The organism is Paucibacter sp. M5-1 (genome assembly GCF_027498415.2).
Taxonomy (GTDB): Bacteria; Pseudomonadota; Gammaproteobacteria; order Burkholderiales; family Burkholderiaceae_C; genus Roseateles_E.
Map to the genome: position 1 here is coordinate 3,577,323 of NZ_JAPZLM020000001.1, position 15,923 is coordinate 3,593,245.

Sequence of the window (15,923 nt, forward strand, 5' to 3'; positions counted from 1 at the left end):
CGCTGGACGGGGTCACAGGGGAGGAACTCTGGGAAGGGGGCGTCGGCTCAGCGCTCGCGGCGCAAGGTGCCCTGGATGTTGTTGGCGCCGCCCATCATGAAGACGGTGTAGATGCCGCCGGACAGCACCGGCAGGCTGGAGACGCTGTAGACCGGTGTGGCCGAGGTCGGCGCGGTGATATTGAGCAGGGAGCTGCTGCTGCTGTTGACCGTGGCGACCGCCGAGGCCGTGCCCGGCGTCACATTGCTGGCGATGGCGCTGTAGTCCAGCGTCATCGTCAGGCCGGCGTTCAGGCGCGCGACGCCGTTGATGACGCGGAACTTGGCCGTGCCCGTGGTGGCGGGCAGGCGGTTGTCATCGCCGATCACGCTGACCTGCGGCGCGCCGGGCTCGCCCCAGACCAGCACCGTGTAGTCATTGCCGGCCGTCAGCGCAGGGGCGGGCACGGGCACGGCCTGGCCGTTGACGTGGACCAGCAGGCTGGGGCTGCCGGCGGCGACGATCTGGTACTCGCCAATACTGGGCGCGGTCGAGGTCGGCATCAGGGCCGTGCCGGCCAAGCTGGCATTGACCTGGGCGCCGTCGGCCACCGCCGCGACCACACGGGCCCGCGCATTGGTGGCGCCATGGGCGGCAACGCTGCCCTGCTGGGTCATCAGGATGCTGTTGACCAGCACGCCGCCGGGGGTCGGCGTGATCACCAGCGAGCCGACCTGCTTGCTGCTCAGCGTGATGCTGGGAATGTCCAGGCGCAGATCGCTCTTCTTGCCCGCGCCGGTGACGCGCACGCGGTAGGTGCCGCTGCTGATCGAGGTGTAGCCGCTGCTGCCGCCGCCGGTGATGGCGCTGATGGTGGGCGAGGCGTTGTCCAGGCTGTCGGTGTTCTGGGTCAGGTAGACGTCCAGCGTGCCGGCGTCGGCGGCCAGATTCAGCACCAGCAGCTTGCTGTAGTTCTCGGCCGGCGCCACTTCCTCTTCCTGAAGAATGGTGCTCTTCATATTGCCGGACCAGCCATAGGCGATCAGGCTGTAATGGCTGCCCTTGGTCAGGGTCGGGTAGAGCGAACTCAGGGTGCTTCCGGCCGACTTGACCAAGGCGGTGACACTCTCGCCCGCCTTGGCCGAGGCATAGCTGCTGGCGCCGCCGTAGGCCACGCCGGTGGCCACATTGCTGTCGCTGACCGTCAGGTCCAGCGTGCTGTAGGCGCTGCTGGCGTTGACCAGGCGGATCTGCGCGCTGCCGCTGTCGTCGTCGCTGCCGCCGCCACCGCAGGCCGCCAGCATTGCTGCGGAAACCGCCACACCCATGATCAAGCGCCTCGAAACCATCTCTCACTCCTTGTTGTTGGGCGCGATTGGAGCGGGCCGACATTGCTGGGCTTTGTCCTGGTATTGCTGAGTGTGAAGAAGTGTTGGGGCTACCATCCCAGGTGTCATCCGACACGACCTGACCCCCGAGGATTGCCCGCCATGTCTTATCCCCATCTGCTGCAGCCGCTGGACCTCGGTTTCACGACCTTGAAGAACCGCGTGCTGATGGGCAGCATGCACACCGGGCTGGAGGACGGACGCAAGCACTTCGAGCGCATGGCGGTCTACTTCGCCGAGCGCGCGCGCGGCGAGGTCGGGCTGATCGTGACCGGCGGCTTCGCGCCGAATATCGAGGGCTGGGCCAAGCCCTTCGCCGGCACGCTGGCGAGCTCGGGTGCGGCGCGGCGGCACCGGCAGATCACCCAGGCCGTGCATGCCGAGGGTGGCAAGATCGCTTTACAAATCCTGCACACCGGGCGCTATGGCTACCACCCCTTCTGCGTCGCGCCCTCGCGCATCCAGTCGCCGATCTCGCCCTTCACGCCGCGCGAGCTGTCGGCACGAGGCATAGAGCGCCAGATCCGCGCCTTTGTGCGCTGCGCCCGGCTGGCCCGCGAGGCCGGCTATGACGGCGTCGAAGTGATGGGCTCGGAAGGCTATTTCATCAACCAGTTCCTGGTCACCCACACCAACCAGCGCAGCGACGGCTGGGGCGGCTCTTATGAAAACCGCATGCGTCTGCCGCTGGAAATCCTCGCGCGCATGCGCGAGGCGGTCGGGCCCGACTTCATCATCATCTACCGGCTTTCGATGCTGGATCTGCTGCCCGGCGGCAGCAGCTGGGACGAGGTCCTGACCCTGGCCAAGCGGGTCGCGGCCGGCGGCGCGACCATCATCAACACCGGCATCGGCTGGCACGAGGCGCGCATCCCGACGATTGCCACCAGCGTGCCGCGCGCCGGCTTTGCCTGGGTGACCGCCAAACTCAGGGCCGAGCTGCGGGCAGCGGGCATCACGACGCCGCTGATCACCAGCAACCGCATCAATACGCCCGAGGTGGCCGAGCGCCTGCTGGCCGAGGGCAGCGCGGACATGGTCAGCATGGCGCGGCCCTTTCTGGCCGACCCCGAGTTCGTCAAGAAGGCGCGCGAGGGCCGGGCCGACGAGATCAACACCTGCATCGCCTGCAACCAGGCCTGCCTGGACCACACGTTTGCGCAAAAGATCTCGACCTGCCTGGTGAACCCGCGCGCCGCCTTCGAGCAGGAGCTGCGCATCGTGCCGATCTCGGCCACGCAGACGCCGCGCAAGAAGATCGCCGTGGTCGGCGCCGGCCCGGCGGGCCTGGCTGCGGCCACCACCTTGGCCGAGCGCGGCCACGAGGTGCATCTGTTCGACAGCGCGGCCGAGATCGGCGGCCAGTTCAACCTGGCCCGGCGCATTCCCGGCAAGGAAGAGTTCAGCGAGACCCTGCGCTATTTCGGCCGCCGCCTCGAGATCACCGGCGTGCGGCTGCATCTGCAGCAGCGGGTGGCCGCCGCCGAGCTGATGGCGTTTGACGAGGTGCTGCTGGCGACCGGCGTGACGCCGCGCAACCCGCGCATCAAGGGCCAGGACGATCCGGCGCTGGCCGGCATGGTGCTGTCCTATATCGATGTGCTGCTCAGGCGCGCGCCGGTGGGGCAGCGCGTGGCCATCGTCGGCGCCGGCGGCATCGGCTTCGATGTGGCGGAGTTTCTGGTCGACGGGGGGCACTCCCTGACGCTCGATCCGGCGGCCTGGCAGCGCGAGTGGGGCGTGGCCGATCCCGGCGAGGTGCGCGGCGGCGTGCGCCGGCCGCAGCCCTCGGCGCCGGCGCGTGCGATCACGCTGCTGCAGCGCAAGGCCGGCAAGCCCGGTGCGGGCCTGGGCAAGACCACCGGCTGGATCCATCGCGCGGCGCTGAAGATGAAGCAGGTCGAGATGCTGGCGGGCGTCAACTACGAGGCCATCAGCGCCGAGGGCCTGTGGGTCAGCTATGGCGAGAAGCGCCAGGACATGCAGTTGGTCGCGGCCGACACCGTGGTGCTGTGCGCCGGCCAGGAGCCGCTGCGCGAACTGGAGGCGCCGCTGCGCGCGGCCGGGCGCAGCGTGCACCTGATCGGCGGCGCGCTGGAGGCCGGAGAACTCGATGCCAAGCGTGCAATATTGCAGGGAACCCGGCTCGGCAGCAGCCTGTAAACCCTAGCCAGACTCAAGCCGGGCGCGGACACTTCCGACAGCCTCAGGGAATGATGAGGGCACAAGCGCCACGAGCGCTTGTGACACATAAAGCAGTCACCACCGGTGCAGCGTCGCGCCGGCATGTCGTGAACCGAGGGTCTGTCCGTCCATGAGCTTGATCAACCGTCGCCGTCACCGGCCGCTGGCTGGATTCGCGCTGCTGTCGCTGCCGGCGGCCGCCGCCTGGGCGGACACCGCCGGCGGACTGCACGACCCGACGCTGTGGCTGGGCGCCTTCTGCGTGGTCGGCGCGCTGGCCATGGGCGCGACCCTGGGCCTGGTCTGGCAGCAGCGCCGCTGGCTGCGCCAGCGCCGCGCCGAGCTGCTCACCGCGCGGCGCGAGCGCAGCCGCCTGGCGGCCCTGCTCAATGCCATCCCCGACGCGGTCTATCTGAAGGACGCTAGCGGCGCCTACGAGGCCTGCAACCCGGCCTTCGAGCGCCTGATCGGCCTCAGCGAGGCGCAGCTGCAGGGCAAGCGCGATGCCGACCTGCCCGAGCCGCTGCCCGAGCGCGGCCGCGCCTGGGCGCGCGGCACCGACGGTGTGCGCCTGTGCCTGGACATGCAGCAGGCGCCGGTGCGGGCCGAGGGCCAGTCGCTGGGCCTGCTGGGCGTGGCGCGCGACATGACCGAGCTGCAGCTGGCGCTGGACGAGCTCAAGCGCGCGGCCATGGTGTTCGAGCATTGCGCCGAGGGCATTCTGCTGCTCGACGCCCAGGTGCGGGTGGTCGATGCCAACCCGGCCTTCTTCCAGATCAGCGGCCTCGACTCGCGCGAGGTGCTGGGCCAGCTGCCGCAGCCGCTGCGCCCCGGCGAGCAGGCGCCCGAGCTGCAGGCCCAGCTTGCCGAAGCGCTGGAGCGCGAGGGCAAGTGGTGCGGCGAGCTGACCTTGCGCCGGCGTGACGGCGAGCCGGTGCCGGTCTGGGCGACGCTGGTGCGGGTGCAGCCCGGCAGCTCCAGCCCGCTGCAGCATCTGCTGGTGCTGACCGATATTTCCAAGATCAAACAGACCGAGGCCGAGCTGCTGCACCAGTCGCTGCACGACCGCCTGACCGGCCTGCCCAATCTGGCCTTGCTGCGCGACCGCGTGACGCGCCAGATCAGCATCGCCCAGCGTGACCACACCTGCGTGGCCGTGCTCTATATCGATCTGGACGGTTTCCGCGATGTCAACGACATCGCCGGCCATGCCGCCGGCGACGAGGTCATCAAGGTCACGGCCGAGCGCTTCATCAATGTGGTGCGGGCCAGCGACTCGGTGGCGCGGGTCGGGGCCGACGAGTTCGTCGTCGTGCTCTCGGGCCTGGTCGACGAAGAGACCGCAATGCGCCTGGGCGACCGGCTGATCCAGGCCATGGACGAGCCCATCATGGTCGGCGCCCAGCGCTTCAATCTGGGCGCCAGCATCGGCCTGGCGCTGTTCCCGACGGACGGCACGACGGTGGACGACCTGCTGCGCAATGCCGAGGCCGCGATGTGCCGCGCCAAGCTGAGCGCGCGCAACACGGTCCAGGCCTACCGGCCCGAGCTGACCCAGGCGGTGCAGCAGCGCTTCGAGCTGACCCATGCGCTGCGCCTGGCCAATGAGGCGGCGCAGTTCCGCATCGAATACCAGCCGCAGGTGCGCCTGTCCGACGGCGAGCTGATCGGCGCCGAGGCCTTGCTGCGCTGGCGTCATCCGACCCGCGGCCCGATCTCGCCGGCCGAGTTCATCCCGCTGGCCGAGGACACTGGCCTGATCATTCCGATCGGTCGCTGGGTGCTGCAGGAGGCCTGCGCCCAGGCGGCGCGCTGGCAGGGCCAGCCGGGCAAGCCGCAGCAGATCGCGGTGAACGTCTCGGCGCGCCAGCTGCGCCAGGCCGATTTTGTCGAAACCGTCGATTTCATCCTGGCCGAGACCGGCTGCCCGCCGCAGGCGCTGGAGCTGGAGGTCACCGAGAGCCTGCTGCTGGAGGACGCCGAGGCGGCCATCGCGCTGCTGACCCAGCTGACCGAGCGCGGCGTGCGGGTCGCGATCGACGACTTCGGCACCGGCTATTCCTCGCTGTCCTATCTGAAGCGCATGCCGGTGCAGACCCTGAAGATCGACCGCAGCTTCGTCTCCGAGCTGGGCACCGACAGCAATGTGGCGGCGATTGCCCGCACCGTCATCGTGCTGGCGCGCAGCCTGAACCTGGATGTGCTGGCCGAGGGCGTCGAGACCGCCGAGCAGGCCGCCTGGCTGAAGCGCGAGGGCTGCGACTGGGCCCAGGGCTGGTTCTACGGCCGTGCGATGCCACCCGAGGACTTCAGTTTCACGCCGCCGCCCGAGCCCGACCGCAAGCCGGCCGTGCGCCGCCTGCAGCTGGCCTGATCGGCCGGGGCGTCATCGCGTAGCATGCCGGCCATGCTGGAAAACCCGGACTCTTCACCGCTCGCCGTCTGGACGCTGCTGACCCGGCTGGGCGAGGCGCAAATCCTTGTGCCGCTGCTGCTGGCCGCGATGCTGTGGCTCTGGCTGGGTGCCGGCCAGGGTCGGCTGGTGCTGCGCTGGCTGGTCTGCCTGGCCCTGGCCGCCGGGCTGACCGCGCTCAGCAAGGTGGCCTTCATGGGCTGGGGCCATGGCTCGGCGCGCTGGGACTTCACCGGTTTCTCAGGTCATGCGATGTTTGCCGCCGCCTGCTTTCCGCTACTGGCCTGGGTCGCGCTGCTGGGGCGAGACAAGCTGATGCAGAAGCTGGCCGTGATCGCCAGCTTTGTGCTGGCTGCCCTGGTGGCCTACTCCAGACTGGAAGTACACGCTCACTCGGCCTCGGAATCGGCGAGCGGTTTCGCGCTCGGCGCGCTGGCCAGCGTGATGGCGCTGCGCGGCGCGCCGGCCTTGCGCCTGGCCCTGCCGCTGTGGCTGCCGGCCGTGCTGGCCGCCGGCCTGCTGGTCCTGCCGCTGAGCGCGCCGCGCTCGCGCAGCCATGATCTGATGGTGGAGCTGTCCTTGCAGCTCTCGGGCCGGCCCCAGGTCTATACCCGCCAGGACCTGCATCGTCGCCGGCTGCCGCCCAGGCTCAGTGCAGCGCCGCACCGCCTTGCTGGCACCACAGCGCCAGCACCGTCTCGTCCGCTTCCTCGCTGATCACCAGGCCCTGGCTCAGCTCGAAGCTGGAGTCGAACCAGCCGCAGCGCGCACCCGGCTCCGTCAGCAGCGCGGCCATCAGGGCCTGGCCGGCTTGGGTGGCGGTGGTGGTCTGGCGGGCCTGGACTTGCATGGTGGACTCCGGGAAAGTGGGCTGGCGATGGATTCAGTGTGGTCGCCGGCCGGGCGCTTTCCCATCACACGCAGGGAGGGGCGATGGGGGAGGGGTGGTCTTGCCACCCCCGCCGGGGGGCTCCGAAAGACCTTGAAACTCAGCCTTTCACCGCCTAGGCACCTCAGATCGGCAGCGCCGTCGTGTGCTTGACCTCCTCCATCACCGCATAGGTGCGGGTCTCCCGCACGCCCGGCAGGGTCCAGATCACGCTGCCGATGAACTCGCGGTAGTGGCCCATGTCCGCCACCCGGGTCTTCAAGAGGTAGTCGAAGCCGCCGGCCACCAGATGGCATTCCATGATCTCGGGCCGGGCCTGGACGGCGGCCTTGAAGTTGTCCATCACATCATGCACCGTGCGGTCCAAGAGGATCTCGATGAAGACCAGCATGCTGGCGCCCAGCTTGGCCGGGTTCAGCCGCGCCTCGTAGCCGAGGATGTAGCCCTCGCGGGTCAGGCGCTTGACACGCTCCAGCACCGCGGTCGGCGACAGATGCACCGCCTCGGCCAGCTTCAGGTTGGAGATGCGGCCATCGGCCTGCAGCGCGCGCAGAATGCGGGCATCGATCTTGTCGAGGTCGTCGGTCACGGGATTTTTCTCGTCTGAAGTGTCTTGCTTCCGAATTTAATCCATGTGAGAGACCAATAAAGTTCAGGCATTCACTAGCTCCACCACTCTGGGGACCGTCATGACCGCCTTTGCCCTGCTGCCCGAAGCTGCCCGTCTGCCCGACCCCTACCGCGCCGAGATCCCGGTGGTCAGCGCGCTGGCCGCCAGCGTCAGCCTCGACTGGCCGGCGGTGATCGATCAGGCCGGCCCCTGGGTGCAGCAGGTGCGCGCCAACCCGGCGCCCTTCTGGGCCATGGAATCGCTGCTGCGCGAATACCCGATCACCAGCAGCGAGGGCCTGGCGCTGATGCGCCTGGCCGAGGCGCTGCTGCGCGTGCCCGATGTGCCGACCGCGATCGCCTTGACGGCCGACCAGCTGGGCCGGGGCCAGTTCGACGGGGCGTCGGAGGGGCCGCACAAGATGCTGGCCAGCCTGTCCGCCTCGGCCATCTCGCTGTCCAAGAAGTTCCTGCCCAATGCCGAGGGCGAGGGCGGCTTGCTGACCCGGCTGGGCGCGCAGACGGTGGTCGCGGCCACGGTGCGCGCGATCCAGCTGCTGGGCCGCCAGTTCGTCTTGGGCCGCCAGATCCAGGAGGCGATGAGCGAGGCGGCGGATGCCCGCAAGGCCCAGCCGATGCTGCGCTTCAGCTACGACATGCTGGGCGAGGGCGCCCGCACCGAGAGCGACGCGCGCCGCTACCAGGCCGCCTATGTCGGCGCGATCAAGGCCATCGCGGCCGGCGCCAAGGCAGCCTCGCCGGAGTCCGCTGACGGCATCTCGATCAAGCTCAGCGCGCTGTTCTCGCGCTACGAGGTGCTGCAGCGCGAGCGCGTGTTCGCCGAGCTGCTGCCCCGGGTCTGGCAGCTGATCGAGCTGGCCGCCCAGGCCAATATCAATCTGACCATCGATGCCGAGGAGGTCGACCGCCTCGAGCTCTCGCTGGATGTGCTGGACGCGCTGGCGGCCCGCATCGCCGGCCACTACCCGCAGTGGCGCGGCTTCGGCCTGGCCGTGCAGGCCTACCAGACCCGCGCGCTGGACGTGGTCAACGAGGTGGCGGCGATTGCCCGCAAGCATGGGCTGCGCTTCATGGTGCGCCTGGTCAAGGGCGCCTACTGGGACGGCGAGATCAAGCGCGCCCAGGAGCAGGGCCTGGCCGCCTACCCGGTGTTCACCCACAAGCAGCACACCGATGTCTCCTATCTGGCCTGCGCCCAGGCGCTGATCGCGCATGCCGATGTGATCTATCCGCAGTTCGCCAGCCATAACGCCGGCACCATCGCGGCCATCGTGCAGATGGCGCGCAAGGCCGGTGCGCCTTTCGAGATGCAGCGCCTGCACGGCATGGGCGAGGGCGTCTACCGCGAGGTCTTGAAGGACGGCACGATTCCCTGCCGTGTCTACGCCCCGGTCGGCGAGCACCGCGATCTCCTGGCCTATCTGGTGCGCCGCCTGCTGGAGAACGGGGCCAACAGCTCCTTCGTCCACCAGTTGGCCGATGTAAATGTGCAGGTGCCCGAGCTCCTGGGCTCGCCGCTGGAGCAGGTGGCCGCTCAGGGCGCCCTGCCGCTGCCGCTGGCGCTGTACGGCAGCCGCCGCGCCAACTCCAGCGGCGCCGACCTGACCGCGCCGGTCCAGCGCCAACCCTTTGTCGACGCGATCGCCGCCGCCCGCATCGAGTCGGTGGCCGAGGCCACGGCCGCCGAGGTCGAGGCCGCGATGCAGCGCCTGGCGGCCGGCTTCCCGGCCTGGAACGCCACGCCGGTGGCCGAGCGCGCCGCCATCCTGCGCCGCGCCGCCGATGCGCTCGATGCGCGGCTGCACGAGTTCAGCGGCCTGCTGGTCAAGGAGGCCTACAAGACCGCCGGCGACTGCATCGCCGAGGTGCGCGAGGCGGTCGACTTCCTGCGCTACTACGCCGACGAGGCCCAGGCCCAGCCTTCGCCATTGAGCGGCCGGGGCGTCTTCGTCTGCATCAGCCCCTGGAACTTCCCGCTGGCCATCTTCGCCGGCCAGGTGGTCGCCGCCCTGGTGGCCGGCAACACGGTGGCGGCCAAGCCGGCCGAGCAGACCCCCTTTGTCGCGCTGAAGCTGGTCGAGCTGCTGCACGAGGCCGGCGTGCCGGCCGATGCGCTGCAACTGCTGCACGGTGCCGGCGAGACGGTCGGCGCCGGCCTGGTGGCCCATGCGCAGACCGCCGGCGTCTGCTTCACCGGCTCGACCCAGGTGGCGCAAATCATCAACAAGACCCTGGCCGCCAAGCCGGGCGCCATCGTTCCCTTGATCGCCGAGACCGGCGGCATCAACGCGATGCTGGTCGACTCGACCGCCTTGTCCGAGCAGGTCATCGACGCCGTGGTGCAGAGCGCCTTCCGCTCGGCCGGCCAGCGCTGCTCGGCGCTGCGCCTGCTGTGCGTGCACGAGAGCATTGCCGACGGCCTGATCGAGATGCTGGCCGGCGCGCTGCGCGAGCTGTGGGTCGGCCGTCCGGACGATCTGGCCACCGATGTGGGCCCGGTGATCGACGACGAGGCCTTCGAGAACATCAGCCGCCATGTCGAGCGCCTGAAGCGCGAGGCGACACTGATCGCCGAGGCGCCGGTGCACGACAGCATGCCGCGCCTGGTCCAGCCGGTGGCCTTCGAGCTGGGCCGCATCGCCCAGCTGGGCGCCGAGATCTTCGGCCCGGTGCTGCATGTGGTGCGCTGGAGCGGCGAGCCGGACGCGGTGATCGAACAGATCAACGCGCTGGGCTTCGGCCTGACTTTGGGCATCCAGACCCGCATCGACAGCCGCGCCCAGCGGCTCGCGAGCCTGGCCAGGATCGGCAATGTCTATGTGAACCGCAACATCATCGGCGCCGTGGTCGGCGTCCAGCCCTTCGGCGGCGAGGGCCTGTCCGGCACCGGCCCCAAGGCCGGCGGCCCGCACTATCTGCAGCGCTTTGCGGCAGTGGCCGAGGCCGGCCTCGAATCGTCCGCAGCGGCCGTTTCCACTTCAGGCACCAGCGGCAACGCGGCACCGTTCCCCGCCGACGCGCTGGCCGCGCTGCAGCAGGCCCAGGCGCACTGGCGCGAGCGCCCGGTGGCCGAACGCGCCGCGCTGCTCAAGCGCGCCGGCGCTGGCCTGGACACCGCCAGCGCCGCGCTGATCGCTGCCCTGGCCCAGCAGGCCGAGCAAGACCTGACCCCCAAGACCCTGCCCGGCCCCACCGGCGAAAGCAACGAGCTGCGCCAGCATGCCCGCGGCGTCTTCGTCGCCCTGGCAGCCGGCGCCGGCCAGCGCGGCCTGAGCGGTGTGGTCGCCAGCGCACTGCTGGCCGGCAATGCGCTGGCCCTGCTGGTCGATGAGCACAGCCGGCCGCTCGCCGAGAAGCTGCTGCAGGCGCTGAGCGGCGCCGGTCTGGACCGGAGCCTGGTGCAAGTCATCGGCCACGAGGGCCAAACCGCCTGGATCGCCAGCGCCGGCATCGCCGGCGTCTGCCTGGCCACGCCCGACGCCGCGCTGGCCCGCCAGGTCCAGCGCCAGCTGGCCGAACGCCCCGGCGCCATCCTCCCGCTGATCACGGTCTTCGAAGCCTGCAGCGTCGGCCAGCTCTACCGCTTCGCGGCGGAGCAGACGCTGACGATCAATACCGCTGCCGCCGGGGGCAACGCGGCGTTACTGGCTGGGGGGCATTGAGGCGGGAGGGAGCGCCGTCAGCTGCCCTCTCGCACAGTCATGAGATGTTTGCAGTCGATCGCTAGGGTCACCGATCGGGGGTCAGACTCAAGACATGACCCCGATGTGGTACCCCAATTCCGTAGCTGGTGCACGTCCGCTTGATCAACCGTTCAAGCATCCTCGTCTTCCCAGGCTTCTGGATCATCAACCCATTCGAGCAAGAGAGCGGCCCTCGATGCCAGCATGGGTGCGAGCTCCTCGTCTTGCTCGCCCGAACCAATACGGAACGTCGGATGCTTCTCTCCGCGCGCCATGTACTGCGCGGCTTCTTGCCAGAGTGAGGCTATGGCTTGAACCGCTTCGCGCGGGTTGCTGGCCCTGCTTCCGGAGACATAGTCGTTGGGCATGTCACCGGAGATCGCCCACCAGCCAACAGAGGTCTGGGATGCAAGATTCTCTATGGCCCAAACAGAAACAAACGGCGCGACATGCCAAGCCGGGTTCTCGCCGATTCGGCCGTGCGATAGCCCCTCGCCGCGCAAATATTCGGCAACTTCACGGCGGCGCTCAGCGCACCATTGAGCGTCAATCTCTGGATCGTCGAAGTCGGGCATTTGATGACGTTTAGGCAGTCAGCGCTTATCTGGCGCCGCAAGGCATATACCAAGCGGTCGAGCACAGCCGGGGGCAGACAAACCGCATCGAATTGACCACCCGCCCGATATCGCCGGCTCTTGGGGATTGGATCGAATCTGACGAGGCCATGCGCCGAATTATGGGCGTGCGGCTGGTTGCGAGGCTGCGGAATTGCCCTCGCCACCCCTTTGGGGGAGCGTCCGGCGTGGTCAGCGACACGCATTTGGCAAGACCTGTCACCGGACGAGCCTAGGGACCGGGTTGAGGGTCAGCTCACGAGCACACGCTGACGATCAACCCGGCCGTCACCGGGACAAGCGGCACCGACGAGCAGCCGCTTGCGCCGCTGCATTGCCGTCCGTCAGTTGCCGGCAGCCTCGGCAAGCCGCCGTCGATGCTCCAGGGTTGGCAGACCGCCACGGCCCCAGTTGTCGGTGGGGACTTCTTCAATGACGACGAAGGTGCTGTCGAGCGGTTTGCCGAGGACATCCCTGAGCAGTTCGCTGACGCCGCGGATCAGGGTGGCCTTTTCTTCGGCGGTGGCGCGGTCCTGGCCGGGCTTGGAACCCTCGCGGGTGATCTGGATGGTGACGATGGGCATGATGGCTTGCTCCTGTGGCTTGTCTCGATCTCAGTGGCCGGCGCTTTGGCCACCATCGACATGCAGGATCTCGCCGGTCACGAAGTTCGCACCATCGAGGTAGAGCACGGCGTCGACGATGTCGGCGATCTCGCCGTTGCGGCCGACCGGGTGCAGCGCGGCCAGCCACTCGTGCGTGGACTCGTGATGCATCGGCGTCTTGATGATGCCGGGCGAGACCGCGTTGAAACGGATGCCCTTCTTCGCGTACTCGATGGCCAGCGATTTCGTCGCGGCGTTCAGCCCGCCCTTGGTCAGCGAGGCGGTGACCGAGGGCACGTTCGAGTTCGCATGGTCGACCAGGCTGGTCGTGATGCTCACCACATGGCCCGAGCCCTGGCGTTCCATCTGGGCGACGGCGGCCTGGGTGATGTGGAAGAAGCCGGCGACATTGGTCGAGATGTTCGCTTCGAAATCCTCCAGCGTGTACTGCGTGAAGGGCTTGGCGGTGAAGATGCCCGCGTTGTTCAGCAGCAGATCGATGCGGCCGAAGCGTTGCAAGGCTTCGTCGACGACGCGGCGGGCGGTGTCGGCCGAGCCGATGTCGCCGGCCACCGTGACCACGCCCGGATCGTCGGACGGCTTGATCGAACGGGACGTGGCGACGACGCGGTAGCCGCGCTCACGCAAGCCCTTGACGACGCCGGCACCGATGCCTTGGGATGCGCCGGTGATGACGGCGACCTTCTGTTGTTGATTGCTCATGTTTCATTGCTCCTGATGGGACGCCATAAAGAGAGTGGCGACGGCTCCGTGGCCGAAATCGACCATGGCCTGAATCTAGGGATGCCGGGCCGGCAGCAGAAGTCACCACGATGGAACGACTGAATTGCGCGCTGAGGTCACCCGGTTGTGCCGGGCTACGCCGGCGCTGCGGACATGCTCGACAGGATTAGCGCGCTGCGCGAGCGCTTCGAGGGGGGCGGCGGTCAGCCGCTGAACCCAGGCTTCAGCGTTCGGCGCTGACGGGGCCGTGCGCGAGCTCCTCGATCAGGAACTCGATGAAGGCCCGCACCCGCAGCGCGGTGTGCTCGCGGTTGGGATAGATCAGCGAGAAGGCGCGGGAGCGCCCGCCAAATGCCGGCAGCAGTTCCTGCAGGCGTCCCGAGGCGAGGTCTTCCTGAACGATGTAGCGGTAGGTCTGCAGCAGTCCGGCCCCCTGGCGCGCCAGCGTCACCATGCCCAGGTAGTCCTCCACGCAGCGGTAGCTGGGCGGCGTGGCCAGGTCGACGTCGCGGCCGTCGACGCGGAATTGCCATGCGACGAACTGCCCCGTGCTGGGCAGCACGAATTGCAGGCAGTCATGCCGGGACAAGTCGTCCAGCGACTGCGGCACGCCCGCGCGGGCCAGGTAGGCGGGCGAGGCCACCAGCACCAGTTCCGCATCCTCCAGCTTGCGGGCGATCAGCGAGGAGTCGGGCGGCGTGCGGCCGCGTATCGCCAGGTCGAAGTCCTCGGCGGTGAAGTCGACGTTGCGGTTGCTCAGGTTCAGCTCGAACTGCACCAGCGGATAGCGCAGGCGGAATTTCGGCAGCAGCGGCAGCACCCGGTAATGCCCGTAGGGCGAGGCCATGCTGATGCGCAGCAGTCCGCTGGGTGCTGTCTGCGCGCCGGTCAGCTTGCTTTCGGCCTCACGCATCAGGCTCAGGGCCTGACGGCAGTGGTCGTAGTAGGTGCGCCCGCTGTCGGTCAGGTGGATGCGCCGCGTGCTGCGCACAAAAAGACGCACACCCAGGCGCTGTTCCAGGCGGGCGACCGACCGGCTGACCGCCGCCGGGTTCAGCCCCGCCGCCTGCGCCGCCGCCGTGAAGCTCTGCATCTCGGCCGCCAGGCAGAACAGTTCGAGACTGCCCAGCATCACGTCGTTGAGATGGCGTTCCATGGCTTGCGTCGCGCGGTGGGGATTCATGATTCTATGGAGCAGCTGGGGCCTGTTGATCCGCTTTCCCCTGGGCGATCCGGCGGCGCACGCAATCTCGCCGTGCCGGCCGGGACAGGCCGCTCAGGGACGGCTCGTCCCCAGCGCATCCTCCGCCATCAACTCCTCAATCCAATCCATGAACACCCGCAGCTTCGCGCTGACATGCCGTGTCGGCGGGTAGGCGAGGTACATGGGCATGGCGTCGATCTGCCAGTCGTCGAACAGGGGCAGCAGCTCGCCGCGTGCCGCATGGGGCTCGGCCATATAGCGCGGCAGCCAGAGCACGCCCATGCCGGCGAGGCCGGCCGCGAGATAGGCGTTGCCGTCGTCGGCCGCGACGATGTAACGGCCACTGACCTCGACGGACTCCCCGGCGGCGCCCCGGCCGCGTCGCATCGGCATCGTCGCGACCCGGCCGCTGCCGGAGCGCAGGAAGCCGACGATGCGGTGGGGCGTGGCGGCGTCGTTCAGCTCGGCGGGATGGGTGGGTGTTCCGGCGCGCTGCAGGTAGTCGGGCGCGGCATAGACGCCCAGCTGCAGTTCGCCAACGCGCCGTGCGATCAGCGAGGGCACGGTGACCTCGCCGCCGCGCAGCACGCAGTCGACCTTGTCGCCGATCACATCGACGATGCGATCGCTGACGCCCATATCGATCTGGATCTCCGGATAGCGCGCATGGAACTTGGGTAGCGCCGGCATCAGGACCAGGCGTGCGAACGGGCTCGGCACGTCCACCCGCAGGCGGCCGCGCGGCGCCGCCGTGAGGCCGGCCAGCCCGGCGTCGGCTTGCTCCAGGTCCGCGAGCACGCGCACGACCCGCTCGTAGTACGCGGCCCCCTCGGGCGTCACCGTCACCCGGCGGGTCGTGCGGTGCAGCAGCTTGACGCGCAGCCGCGCCTCCAGCTGCTGCACCAGCTGGGTCACGGTGGTCTTGCTCAGGTGCAGGGTCTGCGCCGCTTTGGTGAAGCTGCCCGCCTCCACCACGCGGGCGAAGGCTTGCAGCGCGTCGAATCGGTCCATCGGCAGGGTCAGCTTGTGAGAGGCAGGGGGTGAGGGCTTGGCGGCGATTGTCCTGAATCGCCAAACAGTCATTGTGCGAGCTGCTTGTTTATCGCGCGGCGCGGTCTCCCTAAAGTCCGGGCATCCGGTCCCTTTTCACTTCATTCATCCCTTCAAGGAGTTTGCGCATGTCCACACGCGATGTTGTCATCCCCGCCGGCCGCCACGCGCTCTACGAGCTGCACCGCTACTCACCGGCCATCCGCTCGAACGGTTTGCTGTTCGTTTCGGGCCAGGTCGGCAGTCGGCCAGACGGTTCGCCCGAGCCTGAACTCGATGAGCAGGTGCGCCTGGCCTTCCGCAATCTCAACGCCATCCTGGCCGAGGCCGGCTGCAGCTTCGCCGACGTGATCGATGTGACGGTCTTCATGGTGAACCCGCAGGACCATTTCGAACGCGCCTGGGCTGTGGCTGCAGAGTACTGGGGCGAGGCGCCGTATCCGACCGCCACCGCCGTCGGTGTCACCTGGTTGTCCGGCTTCCAGTTCGAAATCAAGGTGATCGCCAAGCTGCCGGAGGCCGGAGCGCGCTGAAGCGCGG

General features: G+C 68.8%; 13 protein-coding genes. 5 read left to right on the forward strand and 8 right to left on the reverse strand.

Annotated elements, in window-relative coordinates:
* Nucleotides 1-47: 47 nt before the first annotated feature.
* Complete coding sequence (locus O5M90_RS16820; protein ID WP_269839647.1) at nt 48-1,328, reverse strand: DUF4397 domain-containing protein; 1,281 nt, start codon at nt 1,326-1,328, stop codon at nt 48-50.
* 141 nt (nt 1,329-1,469) lie between these two features.
* Here O5M90_RS16820 and O5M90_RS16825 point away from each other — a divergent pair, with 141 nt between their 5' ends.
* The 3 genes from O5M90_RS16825 (at nt 1,470) to O5M90_RS16835 (ending at nt 6,681) form a co-directional block, all read left to right on the forward strand.
* Entirely contained in the window at nt 1,470-3,530 is a 2,061-nt protein-coding gene (locus O5M90_RS16825) for an NADPH-dependent 2,4-dienoyl-CoA reductase (RefSeq protein ID WP_269839648.1), read from the forward strand.
* Between the two features lie 151 nt (nt 3,531-3,681).
* Nucleotides 3,682-5,925 (forward strand): putative bifunctional diguanylate cyclase/phosphodiesterase, encoded by a 2,244-nt coding sequence (locus tag O5M90_RS16830; protein ID WP_269839649.1) that lies wholly within the window; start codon nt 3,682-3,684, stop codon nt 5,923-5,925.
* A gap of 33 nt (nt 5,926-5,958) precedes the next feature.
* Complete coding sequence (locus O5M90_RS16835) at nt 5,959-6,681, forward strand: phosphatase PAP2 family protein (RefSeq protein ID WP_269839650.1); 723 nt, start codon at nt 5,959-5,961, stop codon at nt 6,679-6,681.
* Here the strand turns inward: O5M90_RS16835 and O5M90_RS16840 are convergent.
* Nucleotides 6,614-6,814 (reverse strand): hypothetical protein, encoded by a 201-nt coding sequence (locus tag O5M90_RS16840; protein ID WP_137944352.1) that lies wholly within the window; start codon nt 6,812-6,814, stop codon nt 6,614-6,616. The two genes, O5M90_RS16835 and O5M90_RS16840, sit on opposite strands and share 68 nt — an antisense overlap.
* Nucleotides 6,815-6,977: 163 nt before the next feature.
* On the reverse strand, nt 6,978-7,442 hold the full coding sequence (locus O5M90_RS16845) for an Lrp/AsnC ligand binding domain-containing protein (RefSeq protein WP_262972160.1): 465 nt from the start codon (nt 7,440-7,442) through the stop codon (nt 6,978-6,980).
* 100 nt (nt 7,443-7,542) lie between these two features.
* Between O5M90_RS16845 and O5M90_RS16850 the strand changes: the two genes are divergently transcribed.
* Entirely contained in the window at nt 7,543-11,145 is a 3,603-nt protein-coding gene (locus O5M90_RS16850; protein WP_440402195.1) for an L-glutamate gamma-semialdehyde dehydrogenase, read from the forward strand.
* A gap of 152 nt (nt 11,146-11,297) precedes the next feature.
* On the opposite strand, the gene O5M90_RS16855 is transcribed toward O5M90_RS16850, so the two are convergent.
* The 5 genes from O5M90_RS16855 to O5M90_RS16875 all read right to left on the reverse strand — a co-directional run bounded on the left by O5M90_RS16855 (nt 11,298) and on the right by O5M90_RS16875 (nt 15,344).
* On the reverse strand, nt 11,298-11,741 hold the full coding sequence (locus O5M90_RS16855; RefSeq protein WP_269839651.1) for a DUF4826 family protein: 444 nt from the start codon (nt 11,739-11,741) through the stop codon (nt 11,298-11,300).
* Nucleotides 11,742-12,124: 383 nt separating this feature from the next.
* Nucleotides 12,125-12,364: a tautomerase family protein gene (locus O5M90_RS16860; protein ID WP_269839652.1), complete on the reverse strand. Its 240-nt coding sequence runs from the start codon at nt 12,362-12,364 to the stop codon at nt 12,125-12,127.
* A 30-nt stretch (nt 12,365-12,394) separates the two neighbouring features.
* The gene (locus tag O5M90_RS16865) at nt 12,395-13,108 is read right to left on the reverse strand and encodes an SDR family NAD(P)-dependent oxidoreductase (RefSeq protein ID WP_269839653.1); all 714 of its coding nucleotides are present in this window, start codon (nt 13,106-13,108) and stop codon (nt 12,395-12,397) included.
* 244 nt (nt 13,109-13,352) lie between these two features.
* Nucleotides 13,353-14,285, reverse strand: a complete 933-nt coding sequence (locus O5M90_RS16870; RefSeq protein WP_269839654.1) for a LysR family transcriptional regulator — start codon at nt 14,283-14,285, stop codon at nt 13,353-13,355.
* A 120-nt stretch (nt 14,286-14,405) separates the two neighbouring features.
* A complete protein-coding gene (locus tag O5M90_RS16875; RefSeq protein WP_269839655.1) occupies nt 14,406-15,344 on the reverse strand; it encodes a LysR family transcriptional regulator in 939 nt (312 codons plus the stop codon).
* 167 nt (nt 15,345-15,511) lie between these two features.
* Here O5M90_RS16875 and O5M90_RS16880 point away from each other — a divergent pair, with 167 nt between their 5' ends.
* Nucleotides 15,512-15,916 (forward strand): RidA family protein, encoded by a 405-nt coding sequence (locus O5M90_RS16880; RefSeq protein ID WP_269839656.1) that lies wholly within the window; start codon nt 15,512-15,514, stop codon nt 15,914-15,916.
* The last annotated feature ends 7 nt before the right edge of the window (nt 15,917-15,923 follow it).